Here is a 23,195-nt window from a genome sequence, read left to right on the forward strand (position 1 = left end):
GTTGACGTGGAGGCCGCCGTCGCCGAAGATGGGCGGCCTCGCCGAACCAAACCTGGGGACGAACATGGCGGATCAGGCGCGCATGACCTGGGAGCTCGTGAAGAAGATACGGTCGGCCTCGCCGCTCGTGCACAACATCACGAATTACGTCGTGATGAACAACACGGCGAACGCCCTGCTCGCGCTCGGCGCCGCGCCGGCGATGGTGCACGCGGCCGAGGAGGTCGAGGAGTTCGTCGCGATCGCCTCGTCGCTCGTGATCAACATCGGGACGCTCTCGCCGCCCTGGATCACGGGGATGCGCCTCGGCGCCGCGCGCGCCAGGGCCCTCGGCAAACCCTGGGTGCTCGACCCGGTCGGGGTCGGCGCGACGCCGCTGCGCACGAGCGTGACGCAGCAACTCGCCAAGCTCGGGCCCGCCGTCATCCGCGCGAACGCGTCGGAGACGCTCTCGCTCGCCTCCGTGACCTTGAAGGTCACGCGGGGCGTCGACAGCACCGACCCCTCGCAGATCGCCGTGGAGCCGGCCCGCTGGGTCGCCAAGGATCACGGCTGCGTCGTCGTCGTGAGCGGCGCCGTCGATTACGTGACCGACGGCGACAGGGTGTGCGAGATCCACAATGGCCACCCCATGATGCCGCGGGTGACGGGCCTCGGGTGCACGGCGAGCGCGCTCGTCGGGGCCTTCCTCGCGGTGGAGCCCGATCCGTTCGTCGCGGCCGCGCACGCCATGGCCGTGATGGGCGTCGCGGGCGAGATCGCCGCAGAGCGATCCCCCGGCCCCGGCAGCCTGCAAATGCACCTGCTCGACGTCCTCTACCAGCTCGACGAGGCGGCCCTCGCGCGGGTCCGCATCCGGTGAACCTCGCGCGCCTCGCCCGCCTCGCGCTCGCCGCGGCCGCGCTCACGTCGAGCGCGGGTTGTGTCGTCCTGCGGCGCCCGACCACCTTGCCGGCCGCGGACAAACCTTATGTCGCCGTGCTCAGCGGCGAGATGCCCGAGCCGATCACGATGGTGGCGCGGCACGCGTGGATCGTGGCGAACGTCGCGGACCAGGGCCCGCTGCTCCGGTACGAGTTGCTCTCGCGGGCCTTCAAGGAGACGACGTCGCAGCCGCTTCAGTACTTCGGCGAAGGGGACGTGGCGCTGCACGGGGTCGTCGAGAGGGATCGGGACGCGATCCGACAAATCGTAAAATGCCTCGACGAGCAGACGCCGCGGTACAACGAGGAGCACCCCGATTACTTTCCGATCCCCGGCCCGAACAGCAATACGTACGTCGATCAAATGCTCCGACGCTGCCGGATCCCGGTCGACTTGCCGTCGACGGCCATCGGCAAGGATTATCGGGGTCCGATCGGCATCTCGCAGACCAGCGGCGGCACGGGCTTGCAGGTCGAGACGTGGATCGCGGGCGTGAAGCTCGGCCTGACGGAGGGCGTGGAGCTGCACATCCTCGGATTGACGATCGGCGTGGATTGGTGGCCGCCGGCCATCATCTTGCCGGTCAACCCGGGCCGGCTCGGCTTCGACGACCGCTGATCAATTCGCCGCTTCGAGCTCCCAGCCGAACACGAGCCCGAGCGAGACGGTCCGCATCAGCTCGCGCCGCTCGAGGCGAAAGAAATAGCCGCGGCCCATCATGTTGCCGTATCGCTCGAACGTCTTGCCGAACCGCGCCGTGAGGGCCATCGTGTTCTCGTCGGCGAACGGGACGAGCCCCGCGCGGCTTTGGCGCACGTCGTCCGCCGGGGTCCAGTTCAGCGCGAAGAGCGCGCCGAGCCGCGCGCGCTTCGTCACATCGAGCTCCAGCCGGATCTCGGCCGGCAGCACGAGCGTCATGGGCACGCGCGCCGTCACGCCGTTCACGCCGATCCCGGCGAAGATACCGAAATACCCCGACGGCCCGATCGCGACCGCCACGCCGGCCGGATAAAGCTCGAACCCGAAGCCGAACCCCGGCGCCCCGCCCGCGCCGAGCTCGAGCCCGAGGCCGCACCCATATGCGATCCGCTTGCCATACAGGGCGCGCGCGGAGAGCCCGCCCATGAAGAGGCCCGACAGATGGTTCACGGCCTCGGGATCGCGGACTTCTGCGTACCGCAGGAACATGTTCACGCTGCCGAGGCCATAACGGCGATCTTCGACCTCGGGGATCTCGGCCCGCGCCCGCGCCGAAACGCTCGCGACCGTGGCGGCCGCCGCGAGCCCGACGAGAACCGTTTTTCCTGGCCGCAGCACGCTCATTTCAGGGTTTCCGCGGCTTTGCCTTGGGGAACGTCACGTACCCCCCTGGCGGTCATCCAGATCATCACGCTCGGCGTCCACGGCCGCCGCGCGGCTCACGGGGAGAGGACGAGCACCTGCACCTGGCTCGGCACGATCCGCATGCCGGGGCAATTCGTGTTGTTCTGGATCGCCATGCTCGTCATGCGCGTGACGGGCGCGCCGCCGACGAGGCAGGTGAACCCGCCCGTCACGTGGCGGCGCGGCCCCATCACCATTCCGCTCGCGACCCCGAGCGCGATGCCCGGCGTGTCGCCGAAGCTCATCACGCCCGTCGAGAACATGTTGTGGGCCGGCGCGCACATCATGAGGCAATGGTAGGCCGCGGGGACGGTCATCGGCCCCATTTGAACGTTGGGATAGGGAATGGGCACGGGCGCCGGCATGGGCGTGAGGCACACGTCCGGGAAGCCGAGATCCATTCCCATCATCTGCGTGTTCGCGAACATGACGCCTCCCTCAACCCATGTGAATGTGCTCGCCGTCGAACTTGACGAGGCTGTCGGCCGTCATCAGCGTGTTCTCGCCGTGGAGGTGCATGCTCTTCTCGGCGGTGTAATCGACCCGCTTCGCCCGGAGCTGATCCATTTCCTCGACGAACCGGTAGGCGCGCTGCACCTTCTGCATCACCCGCTCCGCCACGATATCGAGCGCGCCGAGCGTGGTCTTCGCGGTCGCGATCTCGGCGAAGAGCTCCTTGCCCACGACCGTGAGGCGGCCGAGGCCGAACCTGCCCTCCACCGCCTTCACCTCGACGGCGGGCGAAGTCATCGAGATGTCCCCCGCGGACACGAATTCGACCCCCTTCGCGGTCGCCACCGAGAGCTGCCCGTTCGGCAGCCGGATCGCGCAATCCCCCTCGACCGAGAGCGTCGCGGGCGTGCCCTCCGCGCGTTCGAGCACGGCGAGCACGTACGACGAACCGTCGGCGATGGTCGCGAGCAGCACCCGATCCCCCGTCACAGGCTCGAGCAGACAGCTCGCGGCCCGCCGCGCCTCGTGCACGGCGCCGTCGGCCCGCACGAACAAGACGGCTCCCTCCACGCGGAGGACCTGGCCCGCGAGCTGGGTGGCGAGGTCCGATGGTTTCTGTTTGGTCGCAAGGTTTCGCATGGCTCTCGCTCTCCGATCATCGATGAGGCGACTTGAAATCTTCTGCTCTCGCGAGCTCCGCGTCGTCGCCGAGCGCGACCGCGCGGCCCGGCCCGAACACGGTCGCTTCCTCTTTCACGCGGTGGAAACGCGCCCGGAACATCGAGGCGCCCTGGAACACCGCGGCGCTCAGGTCGGCGTACGAAAAATCCGCATACGTGAGCTCGGCGCCCTGGAACATCGCGCCGATGAGGCGTGATTTCTGCCAGACCGACATCTGCGCCTTCGCGTCGCGGAAATCGGCCCCGGGCGCGTCGAGGTCGACGAGCATGGCCTGGCTCAAGTTCGCGCCGCGCAGGCTCGCCTTCGCCATCTTCGCCTCCGCGAAGAGCGCCTGCTCGAGCCGCGCGCCGTCGAGCTTGGCCTCCTCCAGGTTCGCGCCCTTGAAATTGCAGTTGTTGCAGCGCGCCTTCGAGAGATCGGCCCCCTTCAGATTCGCGTCCATGAACTGCGTCTTCGCGAGGTCGAGGCCCGCGAGGGATTGTCCGGACAGGTCGCAGCCGATCAAAACCGCCATGTGAAAGCGGACGCCCGAAAGCTTCGCCTTCGAGAGATCACAATGAAGCACGTTGGCGCGCTCGAGGATCGCGCCCTCGAACGAGATACGCGCCGTGCTGGAGCTCAGGATGTTCGCCTTGTCGAGCGTCGAGCCCGCGAACGACGCGTCTTCGAGCTTGGTGTCCACGAACGTGGTCGCGACGAGCTTCGCCCCGCGCAGCGAGGCCTCCTCGAGGTTCGACGCATGGAACTTCGTCGCCGTGAGGTCCGCCCCGTCGAGGTTCGCCGCCGGCAGATCACACTCGTTGAAGATCGCGTGCCGCGCCGACGCCGACCCGAGGTTCGCGTTCGCGAAATCGCAGCCGAGGAACGCGGCCTCCTTGAGGTTCGCCCCGGAGAGGTTCGCCCCGACGAACTTCACGTTCTCGAAGATGGCGCCGGAGAGGTCGATCCCGGAGAGGTCTTCCCCGGAGAGAAAGACCTTCGCCACGACGTCCACGTCCTCGATGTGGCGCAACAGCTCTTCGCGGTTCACGACGTCCCCTCCCGCTTGCGCCGCTCGGGGACCACGCGGGCCTGCGTGACGAGGGCGTCCTTCACGTTCGTCTTCGCGTCGAGCTTCACCTTGGCCATGTCGCTCCGGAACAGGTTCGCGCCCCGGAGATCCGTGCCGTGGAGCTTCGCCTTCTGCAAGATCGCCATCTTCAGGCTCGCGGCCACGAGATCCGCATTCGAAAGGTCCGTCCGGATGAACAGGCTCCCGTCTGCCAGAACGCCGCGCATCTTCGCGCCCGTGAGATCACACTCGGAGAGATCGACCTCCGGCATCTCGGCCCCCGTGAAATCGGCCCCCGGGAAGGACACGCCGCGCATGCACGTGCGCCGGAACCGCGCCCCGCGGAAATCGACCTGCGGAAATGCGCATTCGAGCACGATGCGCGCCCCGTGCAGGCTCGCGCCCGCGAACGTGACGCCTTCTCCCTTCGCCTTCACGAACGTCGCGTCCGTGAGCGTCGCCGCGGCGAACCTCGCCCCGTCGAGCCCGACCTCGAGGAAGATCGCCTCGACGAGCGACGCATTCACGAAGATCGCATTCGCGAGGCTCGATTTCAAGAACAGCGCCTTGTCGAGCTTCGCCCCGCTGAAATCGGCGCCCTCGAACTTCGTCTCGAGGAGCTGCGCGGAGACGAACGACGCGCCGCCGAGCTTCGCGCCGCCGAGATCGGCCTGGTAGAACACGGCGCCCGTGAAATCGACCCCGCCCTCGAACCGGGCCTCCCGGAGCCGCGCCTGGCCGAGGTTCGTGCCGCGGAGCTTCGCGCCAGAGAGGTCTGCCTTGTCGAGCGTGGCCCGCGCGAGCGTCGCGTCCGTGAGGTCCGCGCCGCTCAGGTTCGCACCCGTGAGGTTTGCCTTTTCGAGCAGCGCGCGCTGGAGATTCGCCCCGGAGAGATCGATCCCCGAGAGATCGGCGCCCGTGAGATCACGCCCGGCCAAACTCTCGCCCTTGGCGCGCGCCGCTTCGAGCTCCGCGCGCAGCCTCCGGCTCGCCTCCTCGTCGAGGCCCTCGGCCGGCAAGAAGAGGTGGGTGTACTTCCGATACGCATCGAAGAGGCGCTGTTCGGCGTCGTGGAGCGCCGCGATGAACTCCGGATTCGCGAGCCTCGCCTCCATCTCGGTCATCGGCGCGCCGGCATTCTTGCCGAGCTGGACCATGTCGCGCAGCCGCTCGAGCTCCTTTTCCGCCTTGAGCTCCGGCGGCCCGCCCCCCTTCCCCTTGTGCTTCTCTTTCGCGGCGTCGAGATCGGTCCCGATGGCGCCGAGCGCCCGGCGCGCGTTTGCCTCGAGCTCGGCCATCGACGTGTCGGCCTGCTTGCGGGCCTCCTCGGCCTCCTTCTCGGCGCGATCGAAGACCGCGACGAGCTCGTTCACGTCCTTCGGCGGCGGCTCGCGCTTCTGCGCCATCTTCGCGTCGAGCTCCGACGGGTCGAGCCCCGCCCGGACGATCGCCGCGCGCATCTCCGCGACCTGTTTGTCCGCCCGCGCCTCGAGTCGCTTCTGCATGAGGCCGTCGGTCCTCGCGACCGCGACCATCTCGTTCCAGTCCTCGTCGGAGGGCGCCTCCTCGCCCTCCGGCAATGTCGGCATGAGGTCGGCGTCGACGAGCGCGTACATGGCCCCGCGCTTCTTGTCCTTGCGTTTCTCCAGCACGGACAGGTAATGCGACGTGGGCCGCGCCTCGCCGGGGCGTTCGAAGGCCGCAATGACGTGCAGCACGTCGGCCGCGTCGTCCTCCGCGATCTCGAGGACCCCGCGGAAAATGGCGACGGCGCGCTCCTTGTTCGGGAAGATCCACACCGTGTCGAGCCGCGACGCGGCCTCGCGCAGCTCCTCGCCGCCGTCCTTCGTCCGCTGCACGATGAAGAGCCGGGCGCGCAGCTCGGGCAGACGCACGGTGGACGTCGGGCGCTCCGGGTGCATGCCGTGCACCTCGAAGACCTCGCCCCCCGTGAAATACTTGTCGATCTGCTGATCCTCGGGCGCGACGTTGTAAAACGTCCAATCGATGTCGGCCGCGACGCCAGGAAAACGCGTCTCGAGCCACTGCTCGTCGTACGTGCCCGCCTTGCGCATTCGCTGCGGCCAGGTCTGGTCGACGGGGCCGAAGCCGACGGGCTGGGGCCTGTCGCCTTTTTTCGTGATGAGGCGCTTCGGGTCCTCCAGGTTCGGCAGGAGGTGGACCTGTTTTCCGTGGACGTCTGTCGGGGCGAACCCCTTGCCGATCGGGTTCCATTCGAACCCGGCGCCGCCGAAGGCGCGGTCCCAGGAGACGGGCATCTCGGTGAAGGGCTCGGGCGCGCTCGGCCCCCCGAGCTCCCAGCGCCGGTCACCGATGACGTAAAGCTCCTTGTCGACGATCGCGCGCTCGCCGCGCAAGACACGGAGCTTCACGGCGCGCGCCGGGACCTTCGCGCCGGCGGGCGCGTGGGCCTTGCCCGTCACGACCACCTCGCCGCGCGCCTTCGTCATCCCCGTGTCGAACGGCGTATCCGCGCCGAGCTCCTCGGGGATCATCGTCCAGAGCGCGACCTCGTGCAGGAGTTTGTCCGGCGCGTCGAAGGCGAAATACGCCATCGCCGTGAGCACGAAGAACGCCTGCCCGTCGTTCTCGAAGGTATGCGTCAGGAGACCGAGACGCTGCGGTTTGACGATCTTCAAGGGAGACCTCGCACGAAAGGATCGGCGCTCAGATGATCTTCATCCCGGAGAGGATGTTGATCGCATTGCAGCCGACCCAGTTCATGATCGCCTCCGCCTTCGTCTGGACCGCCTTGCACTTGAAGGGGACCGCGTCGAACGTGATCGACGCCCCGATCTCGAAGTTCGCCGCGGCGAGCAGCGCGACCTTGGCGCCGACGAAGAGCTCGACCTTGCCGCCGATGTTCATCTCCGTGTGGAGCCCGATGACGCCCTCGTTCTTGTTGATGAGCACGTACTCGCCCATCGGACCGACCTTCACCTTGAACTCGGGACCGCTGAAGACGCCCTCTTCCGCGCCCTGAACGATCTCCGTCCGGTTCGCGTTGACGGTGACGTTCATGTTCGCAATGACGGTCTGCGTGTAGTTCTGGGAGTAGTTCACCGTCACGTCGCCCACGACGACGTCGTTGCGGCTGCCCGTCACGTTGAGCGAGCGATTGCCCGTCACGTTGATCGTCTGGTTGCCGCCGATGTCGAGCGTCGAGTCGTTGTCGACGTCCACGTCGAGCGTGCCCACGTGCTGCTTGCGCAGCCCCGCGACCGTCGTCTCCTGCTCGGGCCATTTCTCGGTGACCTTGCCGGTCACGTCCTCGTTCTTCGTCGAGCCGTACACTTCCTTCACGTACCCATCGACGGTCTCCTGCTTGTAACCGCCGACGTGCATCTGGTAATACGAGCCGATGTCCTCGGTCTGGTACGTGCCGACCTCGATGTTCTGCCACGTGCCGACGATGTGATCGGTCGATTGACACGTGTGCCAGAGGCCGCGCTGATCCGTCTTCAGGATCATCTCGTGGTCGTCGTTCGGCGAGCCCATGCGAATGTACGTGTTCGCGTAGGGCGTCGACATCGTGATGCGCTGCTGGCCCGCCTTGTCCTCGAGCTCCCAGCGATTGCGGCCGCCCGTCTGGACGACGTTCAGCGTGTGATTGCCGCTCGTGACCGGGCTCGGCGTGACCGCGTTCGGCACGACGCCCGAGATGACGGGGCGATCGGGATCGCCGCCGAGGAAGCTCACGATGACCTCGGTGCCCTTGCGCAGCGGGAAATGGAAGCCTTCGATGCCGCCGCCATGGGGCTGCATCATGCGCACGTACGTCGACGCCTTGCCGTCCTTGCCGGTGCCCTCGTCGAAATGGAGCTTGACCTTGTACCGGCCCATGTCGTCGATCTGCGCGTATTCGCTCTCGGCCGGGCCGTCGACGACGCCATTCTCGAAGCCGTGGATGCGCGGCCACGGCGCGCGCGACTCCGCCCGGAACTGCACGTCCGCCGGGATCGCGAGGACCTCCACGAAGTACACCTCGTCGTGCGGCAGATCGATGATCTGGCGGAAATGGGAGTTCCCTGCGGCCTGGTTCGCGTGATGCGACACCTCGACCGCGAGGTAACGGTCGTTGAACTTCGCGCGCGGGTGGTCCTCGACCTCGAACGCCTTGCCCGCGTGGAGGTGCGTGCGCGTCCCCGCCGCCTGGAACACGATCTGGCGCGCCTTGTACTCCTCGGCGCGCACCTTCGCGAGGCGCGCGCCGGCCCCGGGCGTGAAGAACCGGTCCCCATACTGGACGACCTCGGCCGAGCCCTGGTTGGAAATGGTGGCCTTGCCCGAGACGTCGAGGCTCGGCCGGGTGTCGTCGTAATCCCTGAGCTTCACGGAGGCCGGCAGCGAGACGTGGGCGCTGCGGAACGAGCGGAACGAGGCGCGCGCGCTCCGGTCCGCGCCCGTCTGCGGGTAATACCGCACCGGCATGCCGAGCGGCTCGTCGTCGTACGACTTGTTGTCGCAGAGCACGAGCTTCTCGCCCCCATCGGCGTGGTCGAAGAAATAATAAATGCCCTCGCGCTCCATCCATCGCGAGATGAAATCGAGGTCGGTCTCGCGGTACTGGCAGACGTGCGCTTCCTTCTCGTAGCTGCCGAGCCGAAGCTCCAGCGCGTCGCCGGAGATGCCGTTCTCTTCGAGCACCGCCTGGAGGATCTCCGGGACGCTCATGTTCGTGAAGACCCGGCTGTGCCGCGCGAGCGAGAGCTCCCAGAGGCGCGGGACCATCGTCGCGCGGAGCAGCGCCTGCCCGTCGGATTCGTGCAAGAGCTCGATCCCCGCGAGGACCCCCGCGAAGACGTACGGAGGCAGCCGGTCGTCGTCGCGGTCGAGCACGATTTGCGCCTTGGCGCCGAGCGCGTCGCCAAGGTCGACGCCCTCGCCGTCGTCGCTCTTCGTGACGAGGAAGATCTCGAATCGATAGGGCCGTGAGATCCACTCGCGCCCGCGGAAGCCCACCACGCGGACGTCGTCCGGCAAGCCGCTCGAGGAAAACGTGATGAGGTCGGACATGGTCTGTTCCTTCAAGCGAGGAGGCCCGGCGGGCCCCAAGGAGGCGTCAGCATAACCGATATGCGCAGCGGGATCGAGCCGTTCAACGCGGGAGAGAAAGATCCGATGTCGCGAGCCCCGTGGCCGGATCGACCACTACGCGCGAACCGTCGACCGGATCGACGAGCACGGGCAGGCGGGCCCCCGCCACGAGCTCGCGGGCCTTGACCTGGCCCGCGAAGACGCGCGCCTCCGCCCGGAACACGGGCCGTCCCGGCAAGGCGACGTCGAGCGTGAGCACCACCTCGCGGTCGTACCCTCTGCGCGCGAGGCCGTCGGCCACGCCGACGATCGTGCCCTCGCCGCGGAGGCCCTCGCGGAAGACGCGCTCGCGCTTCGCGTTGAACTTGCCGAAATCCCGCACGGCCCAGATGAAAAAGGCGAGCAAGAGGACCGGGCCCACGATCATCCAGATCTGCTTGATGCTCATCCCGTCACCTATGGGCGGGTAAAGTACAGGCGCGCGCGCGCCCGCACAAGCGTTACGTGTCCCAACGACCCCTTCGCGCTACCGGATGTCGCTCGCGTCGGGGAACTGAATGCTCGGGTCCTTGATTTCCTGCGCGGCCGCGGCCTTCGTCACGAGCTCGTCGATCAGCGGGTCGATGCCGGTGTTGTAGAGCGGATCGTCCCACTCCCCGTCGTGGAACCAGCTCTTCAGGATCTCGAGCTTCTTGATCGTGCTCTCCTTGTCGAAGATCGTCGCGTTCGGCGCGTCGAGCTCCTTTTTCATCAGGTAGAGCCCCATCCGGATCGCGTTCGTGACCATGCGCGTATGCGCCGGCTGCCGCGCCGGATCCGCCACGACGTGCCGCGTCCCTTCGAGCTGGCGCGTGAGGAGGAACGGCCGCGGGCTCGCCCATTTGCCGTGGCCGGCGGAATTGTAGTCCTCCTTGTTCCGATCGCGGTCCGGCGCCTTCGCGTTGAGCCAGCCGAGCGGCGCGCGCGCCTTCGCGACCATGCCCTTCGCCAGGAGGAAGCCGTGATGGATCGCATAACGATTCAAGAGCGTCGACAGGAAATAATCGCCGTCGATCGAGGGGATCCCGTTGCCGGCGATGAGCAGGGGCGCGTCGTACTCCCACGCGGTCCAGAACCACGATTGCTGGATCACGTCGGTCTGGAGCTCGCGCACGTCCTCGTCCTCGGGCACGTCGGCGAAGTCGGGCAGCTTGATGCAGGTGCTCGCGCCCGTGCAATGCAAGGGGTTCACGCGGATGATGTCCCCCACGTGCCAGATCGGGTTGCGATCGATGGCGCGGTTCCTCGCCGACTCCGTGGGCCCCGACGACGCGCTCGGCGGCTCGGACCCGTGCCACACGTCCGGGTATTCGTTCGTCTTCCTGCGGAAGAGCATGTGCTGCGCGATCTGCACGCTCTTCCATTTCTCGCGCATCCACGCGATCCCGGGCTCGTCGGCGCCGCCGTTCCACGCGTCGGGCTCGGTCATCTCGTCGATCGCGTCGTAGAACCGCCAGAACTTCGCCTCGTCGGCCGGATCGGCGAGGTATTCGTCGACGATCGCGTACCAGTCCTCGTCCATCCCCAGGATCGGCCGCTGCGCGAGCCAGGGGACCCACTCGGCCACGCTCTCGAAAGGCGCGAGGCCCGCCGGCGTGTTGAAGGGATCCTCCGACCAGCGATCGAACGGGATGCCCACGCGCAGCTCGCGCAGGTCGATCGCGTCGAGCTCGTCCGCCACGGCCTCGGCTTTTTCGATGCTGTCGACGGTGCCGTCGAGGACCTTGAGCTTTTGCGCTTCGAGGGACGCGAGGAAGACGCGGTCGCGCGCCTCGCGGCGCTCGTACGAATCCATTTCGCCCTCGGGCGGCAGCTCGCCGAGGACCTCCCCGCCCGGCTGGAACGGTCGGAAGGCGGTCCTCGAGACCGGGACGATCGCGTGCTTTTTCCTGAGCGCGTCGATCATCGCCACGATCGCGTCCGTCTCCTCGGCGCCCACCTGATCCGCCTCGGCCCTGCGGCGAATCGTGGCCTCGTCGTAATCGATGGCCGCGATGTCGATCCCGTCCGGCGAATGACAGCCGGCGCAAGCGCCCCGGACGCCCGGCTTGCGGAACGCGGTCAGGCCCTTCTGGATCACCGCGTCGAGCGCGGGGTCGGTTTTTGGATCGCCGGGGCCCGCGCCGCTACCGGGCGAGCCTCCCCCGCCGCAGGCGAGGAGCGAGGACGAGACGAAAAGCAATCCCGTGAAGGCAAGGGTACGCATGGAGACATGTTCCTGAACCTTTGAGCTCGAAGCAAGCCCGAATCGCGGGGTGCGCGCGGCTCGAGCAAAGGTCAGGCCGGATGCCTCAGAAGAAGGCGACCCCCACGCCCGTCGCAATCGCGACGAGGCAGAAAATCACGTCCACCACGCGGCGATGGCGCGCGGGCCGGATGATGGTGACGAGCATCGAGAGCACGACCATCGGGGCGCCCGCGAGCATGACGGTCCAGCCGTTCGCCACCGCGATTGCGATCGCCACGAAGGCGATGAGCAGCACGCCGCCGAACGCCAGGAGAGGCTCCTCCCCCTGGTCGGGAGAAGAAATGCGCGCGACGGCGGCGCCCGCAGCGCCGAGCGCGAGCGCAAACGCGCCGGCCCCTTCCCAGGCCCAGAACGACGGCGCCCCGGAGGCGACCATGATCGCGGCGAACACCATCGCCGCGAAGAGCGCGGCGGACGACTCGATCACGAGCCCCACGACGTACCCGACGGCGGCGACCTGGCCGCGCGTGTTCACCTGCTCGACGACCCGGTCCCGCTCCCATTGCTGGTGCCCGCTGAGCTGGGTCGGCTCGCCGATGGGGACCCCGCCGTGTGGGTACAGGATCGCCTGCTCCTCCGGCGTGGGCGCCGCCTCCGCGGCCGTCTCGGCGAGCGACGGTCCGCCGCTCCACCCGAGCACGGAGGCGCCGAGCGCGACGAGCCCCAGGACCGCCGTGGGAACGGCCACGGCCGAAGCGTCGGGCACCTGGAAAAACCCCACGGCGCCGAGCGCGAGCGTCACGGCGGAGGCGCCGAGCAAGCGGTAGAGGGCGCCTCGATCGACGGGCTTGCCGGACGAAGCAGCGTTCACCACCTGGCCGGCGCTCCCCGGAATCCCGGCGCTCACGAGCGCCGCGCCTGCGAGGAGCCACGAGGCTCGCGTCGGGGGCACGGAGGCGAGTGCGGCGGCGATGGGAACGAGGTGGCGTGCGAAAAAAAAGGCAGAATGCTTCATTTCATTCATGGAGCTCATCCCCGATGGGCTTGCGCTCGTGCCGGGAACGATGGCTGGACGTGGGGTCGGCATGGATGATACCTGGAAGCGCGTCGACGCGCACCGCCATCGTTTCGAGGCGTCTGATCTGCTCCATACGCGCGCCATCGGCCCGCCGGGGGGTTGTCCCAATCGGGGCCTCGTGTAGCCTCTTCCTGGCGCTCGATGACCGCACCTCCTCGCCTCACCCCGGCTCAGATCGTCGCGCTCGGCCCTCTCGCGGCCGTCTCGCCCCCGCTCCGCCGCGCGCTCTCGGGGTCGGGCTTCGAGCCGATGCCCGCGCCGGCCGAGAACGACTGGCTCGCGTGCCACCCCGAGCGCGGCCAGAAGTACGCTGATTTCATCGCAGAGAAGCCGCTCGTCCCCGAGGAAGCTCGCCGCACGCTCGCGCTCCTGCCGCTCGGCGTGCCGGCGCGCCCCGGCATTCCGCGGCCCGGGCTCCTCCGCGACGCCCTCGAAGCTTTTTATGCCCTCCCTGCGCGCCTGCTCCCGCGCGTCGCGCTCGCGGACGTCGGCATGCGGACGCGCATCAACGAGCACACCGGCAAGGTCCAGCTCTACACGCCGCACATCCTCACCTACCTGAAGCGACGATTGCCCCCGGACGTGTTTGCGCTCGCGGCCATCACCGGCGAGGATCTCTACCCCGATGAAGCGTGGAATTTCGTGTTTGGCATCGCCAGCCCGCGCCACCGGGTCGGCCTCTTCAGCTTCGCGCGCTACGATCCGACCTTCGACGACGAGCCGTTCGGCCCCGGCGACGAAACGCGCATTCTCCGCCGCATGATCAAGGTGCTGCTGCACGAAGTCGGGCACATGTTCGGCCTCGCGCACTGCGTTTACTTCCTGTGCCTCATGAACGGCTCGAACCACATCGAGGAGGCCGACGCGCGCCCGCTGCACGTCTGCCCGATATGCCTGCGCAAATTGCAGCACTCGATCCGATTCGACGTGGTCTCGCGGTACGATGCATTGCAGCGATTCTACGAGCGCGCGGGCCTCGACGACGAGGCCGCCTGGGTCGCCGAGCGACTGCGGGAAATCCGGGATTGACGCATCAAGGAAAGCCGACCCACGCGGAAGCCGCTGACGAGCAGCCCCCGGACGCCGGATGGACTTGCGCTCGTGCCGGGAACGAGGATGGTGCTTTCCCGGCATGGACGACACCTGGCAGCACGTCGGCGCGCACCAGAACCGGTTCGAGCCCCCCGACCTGCTGCACACGCGCGCCGTGGGCCCCATCTCGCGCGACGAGTTCGCGGCCGCATTCGACGAGATCGAGCTTCGTGCCCGGGAGGGCCCCGTGTTCTGGCTCGTCGACCTCACGCACCTCGACGGCATCGCGCCGGAAGCCCGCCGCCTGCTCTCCGAGCGGGACGCTCGCGCGCTCCTGCGTGGGATCGTGCTCATCGGCGGCAGTTTTCCGCAGCGGGTCCTCGCGACGCTCGCCCTCAAGGCCGTGCGGCTCTTCTGGCGCCACGAGACGCACGTCCCGTTCGCCTTCCTCACGGACGAGCGCGAGGCGCGCGCGTGGATCGAGGCCGAACGGCGCGCGCACCCGAGCCCCCACGCGAGCGCCGGAGCGGCGGCCGGAAAAGAGCTGTAGCGTATCTGCGCGGCGAGAAATCGATCGATGGATCGACGGATCGATCCCTTGATCGATCACCTGATCGATCGCGCGCGCAGGCGCGTGGGTCGTCCGATCCAACGCGCGCATCAACGCCGCGGAAATCACGCGTTTCTCCGCGTCGGGAGGGCTTGGCACGGCGCCTGCTGAAGCTCCCTCGCGAAAGCGGAGGTTCTCATGCGCAACTGGATGTTCGTTTCGATGGTCGCTTCGATGTCGCTCCTGGCTTGCACGACGGAGACGGTGGACGACGCCGAGCTCGCCGCGCCCGAGGCCGAGGAGACCGCGCTCGTCGCCGCGCCTCGGATCACGATCGACGAGGTCTTCGAGCTCTCGCGTGGCCTGCCGACGAGCCGCCCGACCGAAGACGGCCTGGAGATCTCGGCCGAGGAAGCGACGGATCCCACGCGCTGTGGTCAGGGCCAATGGGTCCGCGTGAAGGACGACTCCCCCGAGGGGCAGGCGGAGCTCGAAGCGCTGCGGGCCGCGTTCACGAACGCGTCCGGGATCGACGTCGGCAAATGCACGATGTGCGGATATGACCTGGGCTGCTGGTGGCAGGGCAAGGAGCGACTGAAGTCGGGCTACTATTACGAAGGAAACTGCTTTGCCACGAATACGAGCCAGTGCTGCAATTGATCGGGCTCAGGCGCGGCGCACCGCGATCATCAAGAGCGCCGGACCGTCCAGCGTCTCGACCCTCCCGACGTCGCGGAAGCCCGCCTTGCGATAACAAGCCACCGCGCGTGCATTCGTCGGGTCCGGATCGGTCTGCACCTTGGTCACGCGCGGATCGGCGAAGAGGAATTCGAGAAACGCGCGGATCATGCGGGTGCCGAGGCCCTTGCCGATCCGGTCGGGGTCACCGATGAGCTGGTCGATGCCGAGGGCATACGGGTCGGTCTCGTCCGGCCACCAGCCCTCGGCCTGGCCCGCCATGACGCGATAGGCCTGGATGAACCCGAACGGCTCGCCGTCCTCGCACGCGAGATACGGGATGACGCCGGCCGGCGCGTCGAGCGGCAGGGTGGCGTCGTCGGCGAGGCACGGGAGATACTCGGCGCGGACGTCGTCGAAGGTCGGCGTGGGCTCCCACCATTCGACGACGTGGGGCCGCGAGAGCCAGGTGTGAAGCAAGGGGAGGTCGGCCTCGGCGAGGGCGCGGAAGGTGATGGGCGGAGGCATGGGCGGGAGCCTAGCTCGAAAGGTGTGTCTCTGCCGAGCCTGGATGCCCGCGCGCATCGTCACAACGCGCTCGGTCAGCTCAGGGCCTCCGCCGAGGGAGACATTGCGCTGTCCCGTACCGCTTTGAATGCGAAGAGGGGTCCGCGCGTGCGGGGATGGGCTTGGAAGGGGCGCGAAGACGCGTCGGCATGCGCGGAGGTGGGCTCGGAAGGGGCGCAACGCGAGGTCGGCGCGCGCGGAGGTCACCTTGGAAGGGGCGCGGAGACAGGTCGGCGTGCTCGGGGGTGGGCTTGGAAGGGGCGCGGAGACAGGTCGGCGCGCGCGGACGTCACCTTGGAAGGGGCGCGGAGACAGGTCGGCGCGCGCGGAGGTCACCTTGGAAGGGGCGCGGAGACAGGTCGGCGCGCGCGGAGGTCACCTTGGAAGGGGCGCGGAGACGAGTCGGCGTGCGCGGGGTCCATTTTGGAAGCGGAAGCGGCCGAGAGGTCGCACAAACGCGGTCGGGCGCGCGCACGGATACGCTCGACGTATTCCCCATGGAACGATAAAAAGCACTCGTGAAGCCCATCTCGCCGCTCCGTGGGACCGTGCTGCTCGCCCTTGCGCTCGGGGGCCTCGCGGCGGCATGCGGCGGGGGCCCTCGACCTCCCGCCGCGAAAGCAACCGCCGACGAGAAGCGTCTTCCCTTTCGCCCGCGGCCCGGCGTCGAGATCGTGGAGTGCCCGCTCCCGAGCGACGATTGCGCGAGCACGGACCCCAAAGCGTGCGAGGCAAGCTGCGGCGACGGGGACATGGCGGCCTGCGTGAGCCTCGCGCAGTGGCACGTGAAGCACCCGAACGAGGGCGGCGAGCCGGCGCGGGGCATGGAGCTCCTGCGGAGGACGTGCGGGAAGGAGTTTGCCTGGGGTTGCCTCACGCTCGCCTCGAAAAAGGAGGCGACGGCCGACGATCGAGCGATGATCGACGCCAGGCTCGGAGCGGCCTGCGAGCGAGACCCGGTCTGCGGGTGCTGGATGTATGGATCGGGGCTCTCGTTCGACCCGCGCACGGAGGTGCGGGCGGTCGAGACGATCGGCGAAGCGTGCGGGCGGGGGGCGCTGACCGCGTGCGACGAGCTCGAGATTCTCCTGGAGATTTGCGAGCGTGCTCAAACACGCGGGGCGCTCTGCGGGCGGCTGCGGGAAAGCCAGCCCCTCCGGCCGCCCGTTCCGCTGCCTCCGCAATGATCGCGAGCGCCGCTCCCGGCAACGCTCGCAGGCTGCTTCCGGATTCACGGCGTCGCTGGAGCGGCTGGCGGGGCCGGCCATCGGCAAGCGAATTCGTACCGAGCCCTCCCGCCTGTCGCAACCACGCGAACGGAAAACGCAAACGTGCGACCGGCGCGGCGCCCTCGCCGGAGTACAAGCACGCTCCAACCGAGCTGTCGCGCTCCTTCTTTCTTACGTCATCCGCAACAACCCAAGAGCCTTATCATGAACATTCTATCGAAGATTGCGCTCGTGCTCGTCCCGGTGATCGTCCTCGGTTGCGGCGATGACCCTGGCGGCACATCGGGCACGGGCGGCGCGGGCGGCACAGGGAGCACGAGCAGCGCGAGCACCGGCAGCGGTTCTGGCAGCATCTGCGAGAAGCTCTGTCAGGACCTCGCCACGTGCGAGGTGGACATCACCCCTGAGCAGTGTCTCGCGAACTGCGCCGAGGCGGACGAGGCGTACCTTACTTGCGTCGCCGGCTGCAATCAGGAGGTCTGCTCGTTGGAATGGATGACCTGCTCGACGGTGTGCCACGACAGCGGCGGCCCCGGCGGAGATCCTTATGGCTCGGACATCACCTCTTGTGGGGACGGGTTCTCCGTCGGTGTCAACTGTCCGCCCGAGGTGGTCATCTGCATGGTCACGCAGCTGGGCGACGAGAAGGAGTCGGTCTGCGTGCCGTATTGCTCGGCCGACAAAACGTGCCCCGTCCCGGCGACGGGCAACGCGGTGCCGACGTGCGGCACCGAGGACCAACCGCCGACCTGCACCCTCGATTGCAGCGGGGGCAAGACGTGCCCGGATGGCATGATCTGCTCGCTGGCCAACGACCGCTGCATGTGGGCGGTGCCCTGAGAAGGAGCGTCGGGGAAGGGGCCGCGGGTTTCGCCTCACCCCTCTCGCAGCGATTGGAGCGCGCGCGCCACCGCTGGAAAGCGCGTGGCGAAGGTGCGGCGGATCCATTGGTTCCCCAGGTTGATCGCGAGGAACAGAGGACCCAAGAGGCCAACGGCTTCGATTGACGTGCGTGCGGCCGGGTAGAGAGCGTAGGCGAGAGCGAGCACGCCGGCGAGCAGCGCCACGCCGGCGAGCCACAGCGACCAGCGCGGCCTCGTCAGCATGGGCGGCACATGGGGCGTGACCTCGAGGAGTCCACGCTCCACCGCGGACTTGCAGGCCAGAGGCGGCAGCGCCACGAAGAGGTAGTGGCCTCCGTCGTTCTCGACGTGGAACAGGCGCAGCTCGCACCCCAGCGCGTGGGCGCGGGCATTGCAGAGGTCGACGAGATCGTGGGCCAGCATCTCGTCTACGCTCTCCCCTCGGGCGCGGAACGCGGCGTCCAAGCGCGCGTCCTTTGGCAGGCCGAGCATCTTCGGCAGCTCATCCCAGGAGGCCGCGTCCAGGCATTCGAGGCTCAGAACCCAGCACTTCCCCTCGTGCCTGGCGAGGTCGTAGTCGTCGCTGATGGCGGAGAGCACCCGCCACACCTGCTCGGAGCCGCTCTCGTAGAACCGCCATCGTTCCTTTCGAATGTCGTAGTTGACCCACGGCTCCAGGTCTTCGCCGACCGTGTCCACGAAATCGTCGAGGGAGATCCCGCGGAGCCGTCCCGTCGCCGCCACGAAGTCGGTGAGCCAGGTGGAAAGCCGGTACTGCCGCGCCGCCGGGCGCGCCCCGAAGATTTCGAGCAAGGGGCCGAGGTGGGGGGCCCGAGCCACGAGCGCCTGCTCCACGCCGGCGCGTAGCGAGGTGAGCTCTGCGACCTCGACGACGTCGAGCGCCACGCTCGGGTTGCGCCGGGTGAGCGAGGGGATGGCTTCGCTTGCAAGCGACGTCAGCGCGTCGAGGAGCGCGCGCACCTCGCCGGCCGGCAGGACGCGCCCGTCCACCATCCCGGCGCTCCGGAGCTGCTGGAAGCGCTCCGATAGCTCGGAGGCGAAGACCTCGGGCGCACGCGTGTAAAGGGTGACGCGCAGTCGACGTAGGATCGGGTGAGCCACGGCGGGCACACCTAACATGTCTGCACCCTTTTGCGAGCGGCGAGACGCCGTGCCGAAGGGTGGGTCATGGTGAAGCCGTGGCACCCCTGCGTGGGCATCCCTCGGTTCATCCGGTGGCATCGCAGGCGAACGGATACGCTGCGACGCTCACCACCGGACCGCTGCCAGGCACCTGGACCCAGGGGCTCGTGAGGGTGGCGCGGGTGTAGAGCACGTTGTCCATACCGACACCGACGAGGGTCCCGTCCGGGGTCACCGCGACGGACTTCACGGCGCCGCTGCCGGGCACCTGGACCCAGGGGGCGGCGGCGGCGGGGGAGCTCCGGGTGTAGAGCAGGTTGTCCGTGCCGACGCCGAGCAACTTCTTGTCCGGCATTACCGCGAGCGAAATCACATCGCCAGTGTTGGCAATTTTGCCCCAGGAGGTCGAGAGGCTGAAGGAGCTGCGCTCGTAGAGCATGTTGTCCACGCCGAGGCCGAGGAGGAGTCGACCCCGGACGGCCCCGCCCTTCAGCCCCTGGCTATTGGGAATCTGTTTGTAGGTCCCACTCAGGTCCTGCTTCCAGAGCGTGGTGTCCTTGCCGACGCCCAGGATGACGCCGTTGCCCAGGACGATCATGGCCACGAGGGGCGGAGGCCGGGAACCGAGCTTCTCCCACGGCGCCTGCACGGTCTTCTTCAACAAGAGGGTGTTGTCCGTTCCCAGGCCCAGAATCATGGAATGGGTCTCCGTGTTCGAGGAGTGTCGTCGAAATGGTTTTGGGAATGCCCTCCCGGGCCAGGGCGGGCGCGGAGCTCATTGGACCGGCTCCCCTGCCTCGGCCTCGAAGTATTCCTCGCCCTCCTTGATGACGAAGCCGAGCGCCGACCAGTTCTTCTGCATCTGCGCGTAATGCTCGAGGTCCTCCGGGGTGAGGTGGTCACCGTCCGGATTGACCACCTCGGGCCCGGGCGGCGCCTGCTTGGCGAGGGCGTTCAACTTGCGCGCCCACGGCTGCATCTGCTTGTCGCCCCGCTTCACGCGCACGTCGTCGGGGCGGTGGGTGCACCACCACATGTGGTACATGCCCTCGTCGCCTGCCTTGTAGAGCTCCTTCTGGCAGTCGTAGAAGTCCGCCTGCCAGGGCAGCGCCATTTGCTGCGAGAAGAAGCCCGGGCCGACGGGCATGAGGTCCGGGAAGATGCGCGCGCCGTGCGCGATGCGGAATGGCTCCGCGTACGCATTCGGGTGGCGAATGAGCCAGCTCACGTCGATGCCGGGGAAGAAGGGCCCGCCGACGCTGTTGTCGAGCGCCGCGAAATCGAGCCCCTCGGGCGTGAAGTCGCCGGCGAGCGGGGGCGCCTCCGGCTTGCCATCCCAGTCCTCGCGGAACCTCCCGTCCTTCCACTGCCGCAGCAGGGCGTACTGGACGTGTGTGAGGCTCATGAACTTCGTGGGGTTGTCCGTGAGGTGGTCGTCGCCCAGCGCCTTGGGCATCTGCTTGGGGTCGACCTTCGTACCCGAGGGATCCCTCATTTTCGCGAAGATGGCCTCGCGCAGCTCCTGACCATCTGCGGAGCGCACCGTCGCGAGCTCCTGCTCCCACCCGAGGAAGGACACGTGAAAGCTCTTCGTCGACTCGGGGTCATGGACCTGGCGCACCAAAAGCGCGCGCTCGAGGAGGGGGTAGATGTCCCGCTTGAAGGAGGGCTTGTAGCTCTTGAAGGACTTCGTCGCCTCGTTCCAGTCCTCCTTCTGGGCCTTGAGCTCGGCCAGCCGTCCCCGGAAAAACATGCCGTTGTCCGGCGAGAGGGGGAGCTTGCGGACGGCAAGGTCCCACATCAAATCGGAGAGCCGGACGATATTGGCGGCCGCTGGCGCGAAGTCCGGCGGGCCCACCAGACACCACGCGGGATCCACCTCGACCTCTGCGCTTTCCATGGGCCCGCTGGTGAACAAGACGGTGGCCGTCACCGGCCCGTCGGCCATGTCATCGAACCACGTGTCGTTGTTGACGTAGTCCATGATGCGCGACCTGTAGCTGCCGGGCGTCGCGATGGTGCCCGACTCGCCATACCCGCCCAGCACCAAAAGGCGGCCCGCTTCGTCCGTGCGCAGCTCCCCGAGGCACTTGATGGGAATGTTCCGGTTCGGGTTGTCGAACCGGACGGGGGATTGGTTTCTGCCGGAGATGGTGCGTAGGCCGGGATCGATGACCAGCCTGCGCTCGCGCTCCGCGCCCTGGATGTCGGCGTTGCGCAGCTTGGACCATTTGCCGCTCGCGCCGTCCTGCCCGTCGAACTCGAAGAAGGCGGCTTTGCGGTTGGCCAGGTGCACGGTCCAGCGGATGTCGACGACGTCTCGCGTGCCGAGGGTGATTTCCCGCGTCGGGTGGAGGCGGCCCTGGCACCCCTCGTATTCGAAGATGCGGAAGCGCGCCGCCTGCCGCTTCACGCGGGCCTGGGGGTCCTTGAAGGGCAGAAAGCGCCCCGTGGCCGGGTCGGCATTGGGGGACACCCCGGGCTGCTCGGGGCCGATGAAGAACTCGCTCGGGGAATTGCCTACGCGGGCGATTCCCACCGCAGGATGGATCCGTAACACGCGCGGCGTTTGGGACATCTCTCGCCTCCTCACTCGGGAACACGGGGAAGGTTGTTGACGAGCGTCACCAGGCGCTCCAGGTCCGCCGGGGGAATCTCCCGGTCGGGCGGCATCTGGTAGCCCTCGATTTCCGCCTGCGCCGGCTTGGGCCTGAGCCGCATCCTGATATCGAGCCGCCTGCGGGCGACCTCGGTCTTGTTGAAGACGCTGAAGCGGATGGATCCGTGGCAGCGGAAGCAATAGCGGTTGAGCAGCCCGAGCAGCTCCACGTCCTCGCTGGAGCTCCGTACCCACTGCAGGCCGGGGCCCGGCCCCTGGAGCGCGGGGGCGATGGCTCGCTCGATGGGGGGACGGTGCTGGCGCGTCTGCTCGTGGAGCCGGAGCCAGGTGGTGGTGGCGGCCGCGTGGAAGCTCTTCGGGTTCACGCGCGCCTGCATCTCGGCGTACTCCTTGTTGAGCTGGCGGATGACGTCGAAGGCGCGGGCGAACTGGGCCGAGGTCTGGTCGTTGCCGCCGTCCGTGAGCACGGGAATGCCGTTCTTCGCCAGCTGGGGGAAGTCGTCCGTGGGCGCGACCCGGTCGAACCAGTGGTCGGTGTCGAGCTCATTGAGCACGCCCCTGCCGAGCCGGGGCGGAGGGTCCCCATGGCAGCTATCGCAGCCGTCGGGCACGTAATAGGAAACGATTCCCGCGGGCTTGCCGGCCTGGAGCGGCTGCAGGCCCCGGGCATCGAAGCTTGCGTCGAGCTGCAGGGAGAGCTTCGCGCCCTGCCCCGAGGCGCCGAAGTCCATCCAGTAGATGGAGTCGAGCAGCGGCCTGCAATCCTCCCCCCTGCACGAGGGGTCCGGCCGCGGATAGCCGGACGAGACGAGGGCGAGCTGCGTGTTGAAGGAGCGCACGCCCGGAGCGAAGGGCGCCTCGTTCGGCTTCGTCACGTAGTTGAAGATGAGGGTGGCGCTCTCGATGAAATGCTTGTCGGCCTCCGAGCCCTCGCGCGCCTTGAGGCGGATCAGCTTGCGAAAGCCCACGCTCCGCTTCTCCGGCGCCTCGGCGACATTGGTGATTTTCGGTGCGAAGAACCGCGACACGAGGATGTCGCCGGGGCGCAGCGGGCCCTGCTGGAGGAGCTGCGAGAGCCCCGTGGGACTCGAAAGCTTCACGTCACCGCACGTGGGCGCTCCGAGGCACATCAGCGCCTCGGGGCTCAGGTTCTCGAGGTCGACGGTCGCCAGACCCCTGTAACCGAGCCACGCGAGCACCTCGTCCAGGTTGGTGCTCAGGACGGTGTCGGGCGTGCGGATACCGAGCGTCTTCGACAGCTTCTTGTAGTACTCGGTGGCCTTCTCCGGGCTGCCATTGGGTAGGGTGACGCCCGCCGCGAGGCCTGTCCCGGGTAGGAGCGCCGCGCAAACGGCCAGCACCTGCACGGCTCTCGCGAGCACAGTGATTCTCGACATGGTTCCCCCATTCCCGCATGGTGCGGGGCAACCCACCCGTCGAGTTGCTCATCGCGCCCCGCTGGACCGCCTGTCTGTGAATGCAGACGTCGCGGCTTGGTCTTGCAGAGACCGAGCACGACGGGTCGCCGTCCCCGAGCGGGATCCCCTGCAACCCGTTCCCTCTCACGCCTGCGCCTGCGTCTGCGCCTGCGCCTCCGCCTCCGCCTGCGCCTCCGCCTCCGCCTGCGCTCCCGCCTCCGCTTCCGCTCCCGCGTCCGC

At 68.1% G+C, this 23,195-nt stretch carries 21 protein-coding genes; 7 read left to right on the top strand and 14 right to left on the bottom strand.

Translation table 11 applies throughout. The features are described from left to right. Position 1 precedes the first annotated feature (1 nt). Together thiM and QHF85_RS20230 are read left to right on the top strand one after the other, a co-directional pair. Positions 2-862, top strand: coding sequence for a hydroxyethylthiazole kinase (gene thiM / locus QHF85_RS20225; protein WP_281328879.1), 861 nt, complete (start codon positions 2-4; stop codon positions 860-862). Continuing rightward, the gene (locus tag QHF85_RS20230; RefSeq protein WP_281328880.1) at positions 859-1,542 is read left to right on the top strand and encodes a DUF3750 domain-containing protein; all 684 of its coding nucleotides are present in this window, start codon (positions 859-861) and stop codon (positions 1,540-1,542) included. Before thiM ends, QHF85_RS20230 begins: the two co-directional genes overlap by 4 nt. Here the strand turns inward: QHF85_RS20230 and QHF85_RS20235 are convergent, their stop codons facing one another. The 9 genes from QHF85_RS20235 to QHF85_RS20275 form a co-directional block, all read right to left on the bottom strand. After that, the gene (locus QHF85_RS20235) at positions 1,543-2,247 is read right to left on the bottom strand and encodes a hypothetical protein (protein ID WP_281328881.1); all 705 of its coding nucleotides are present in this window, start codon (positions 2,245-2,247) and stop codon (positions 1,543-1,545) included. Positions 2,248-2,342: 95 nt separating this feature from the next. Beyond that, the gene (locus QHF85_RS20240; protein WP_281328882.1) at positions 2,343-2,735 is read right to left on the bottom strand and encodes a DUF4150 domain-containing protein; all 393 of its coding nucleotides are present in this window, start codon (positions 2,733-2,735) and stop codon (positions 2,343-2,345) included. A 10-nt stretch (positions 2,736-2,745) separates the two neighbouring features. After that, on the bottom strand, positions 2,746-3,399 hold the full coding sequence (locus QHF85_RS20245) for a DUF3540 domain-containing protein (RefSeq protein ID WP_281328883.1): 654 nt from the start codon (positions 3,397-3,399) through the stop codon (positions 2,746-2,748). A gap of 16 nt (positions 3,400-3,415) precedes the next feature. After that, entirely contained in the window at positions 3,416-4,471 is a 1,056-nt protein-coding gene (locus tag QHF85_RS20250) for a pentapeptide repeat-containing protein (protein ID WP_281328884.1), read from the bottom strand. Beyond that, positions 4,468-7,152: a DUF2169 domain-containing protein gene (locus QHF85_RS20255; RefSeq protein ID WP_281328885.1), complete on the bottom strand. Its 2,685-nt coding sequence runs from the start codon at positions 7,150-7,152 to the stop codon at positions 4,468-4,470. The genes QHF85_RS20250 and QHF85_RS20255 overlap by 4 nt, the downstream gene beginning before the upstream one ends. Positions 7,153-7,180: 28 nt before the next feature. Further along, complete coding sequence (tssI, locus tag QHF85_RS20260) at positions 7,181-9,529, bottom strand: type VI secretion system tip protein TssI/VgrG (RefSeq protein ID WP_281328886.1); 2,349 nt, start codon at positions 9,527-9,529, stop codon at positions 7,181-7,183. A gap of 82 nt (positions 9,530-9,611) precedes the next feature. Next, positions 9,612-9,998 (bottom strand): hypothetical protein, encoded by a 387-nt coding sequence (locus QHF85_RS20265; protein WP_281328887.1) that lies wholly within the window; start codon positions 9,996-9,998, stop codon positions 9,612-9,614. 78 nt (positions 9,999-10,076) lie between these two features. Then, the gene (locus QHF85_RS20270; RefSeq protein ID WP_281328888.1) at positions 10,077-11,795 is read right to left on the bottom strand and encodes a hypothetical protein; all 1,719 of its coding nucleotides are present in this window, start codon (positions 11,793-11,795) and stop codon (positions 10,077-10,079) included. Positions 11,796-11,880: 85 nt separating this feature from the next. After that, the gene (locus tag QHF85_RS20275; RefSeq protein WP_281328889.1) at positions 11,881-12,729 is read right to left on the bottom strand and encodes a hypothetical protein; all 849 of its coding nucleotides are present in this window, start codon (positions 12,727-12,729) and stop codon (positions 11,881-11,883) included. Positions 12,730-12,996: 267 nt separating this feature from the next. On the opposite strand from QHF85_RS20275, the gene QHF85_RS20280 reads away from it, so the two are divergent. The 3 genes from QHF85_RS20280 (at position 12,997) to QHF85_RS20290 (ending at position 15,097) form a co-directional block, all read left to right on the top strand. Further along, positions 12,997-13,884, top strand: coding sequence for an archaemetzincin (locus tag QHF85_RS20280; protein ID WP_281328890.1), 888 nt, complete (start codon positions 12,997-12,999; stop codon positions 13,882-13,884). A gap of 103 nt (positions 13,885-13,987) precedes the next feature. Next, positions 13,988-14,437: an STAS/SEC14 domain-containing protein gene (locus QHF85_RS20285; RefSeq protein WP_281328891.1), complete on the top strand. Its 450-nt coding sequence runs from the start codon at positions 13,988-13,990 to the stop codon at positions 14,435-14,437. Positions 14,438-14,635: 198 nt separating this feature from the next. Then, positions 14,636-15,097, top strand: coding sequence for a hypothetical protein (locus QHF85_RS20290; protein WP_281328892.1), 462 nt, complete (start codon positions 14,636-14,638; stop codon positions 15,095-15,097). 6 nt (positions 15,098-15,103) lie between these two features. On the opposite strand, the gene QHF85_RS20295 is transcribed toward QHF85_RS20290, so the two are convergent. After that, on the bottom strand, positions 15,104-15,643 hold the full coding sequence (locus tag QHF85_RS20295) for a GNAT family N-acetyltransferase (protein ID WP_281328893.1): 540 nt from the start codon (positions 15,641-15,643) through the stop codon (positions 15,104-15,106). Between the two features lie 557 nt (positions 15,644-16,200). Between QHF85_RS20295 and QHF85_RS20300 the strand changes: the two genes are divergently transcribed. Both QHF85_RS20300 and QHF85_RS20305 read left to right on the top strand, forming a co-directional pair. After that, the gene (locus QHF85_RS20300) at positions 16,201-16,869 is read left to right on the top strand and encodes a hypothetical protein (RefSeq protein WP_281328894.1); all 669 of its coding nucleotides are present in this window, start codon (positions 16,201-16,203) and stop codon (positions 16,867-16,869) included. Positions 16,870-17,115: 246 nt separating this feature from the next. After that, positions 17,116-17,751: a hypothetical protein gene (locus QHF85_RS20305; RefSeq protein WP_281328895.1), complete on the top strand. Its 636-nt coding sequence runs from the start codon at positions 17,116-17,118 to the stop codon at positions 17,749-17,751. Positions 17,752-17,786: 35 nt separating this feature from the next. On the opposite strand, the gene QHF85_RS20310 is transcribed toward QHF85_RS20305, so the two are convergent. The 4 genes from QHF85_RS20310 to QHF85_RS20325 form a co-directional block, all read right to left on the bottom strand. Then, positions 17,787-18,896 carry a hypothetical protein gene (locus tag QHF85_RS20310; protein ID WP_281328896.1) on the bottom strand — a complete coding sequence of 370 codons (1,110 nt, stop codon included), beginning with the start codon at positions 18,894-18,896 and terminating at the stop codon, positions 17,787-17,789. A 106-nt stretch (positions 18,897-19,002) separates the two neighbouring features. Then, a complete protein-coding gene (locus tag QHF85_RS20315) occupies positions 19,003-19,614 on the bottom strand; it encodes a tectonin domain-containing protein (RefSeq protein ID WP_281328897.1) in 612 nt (203 codons plus the stop codon). 78 nt (positions 19,615-19,692) lie between these two features. Continuing rightward, positions 19,693-21,495 carry a LodA/GoxA family CTQ-dependent oxidase gene (locus tag QHF85_RS20320; protein WP_281328898.1) on the bottom strand — a complete coding sequence of 601 codons (1,803 nt, stop codon included), beginning with the start codon at positions 21,493-21,495 and terminating at the stop codon, positions 19,693-19,695. Positions 21,496-21,506: 11 nt separating this feature from the next. Continuing rightward, positions 21,507-22,934, bottom strand: a complete 1,428-nt coding sequence (locus QHF85_RS20325; protein WP_281328899.1) for a hypothetical protein — start codon at positions 22,932-22,934, stop codon at positions 21,507-21,509. Positions 22,935-23,195: the final 261 nt, after the last annotated feature.

This window comes from Polyangium sp. 6x1, from assembly GCF_029946515.1.
Lineage (GTDB): Bacteria > Myxococcota_A > Polyangia > Polyangiales > Polyangiaceae > Polyangium.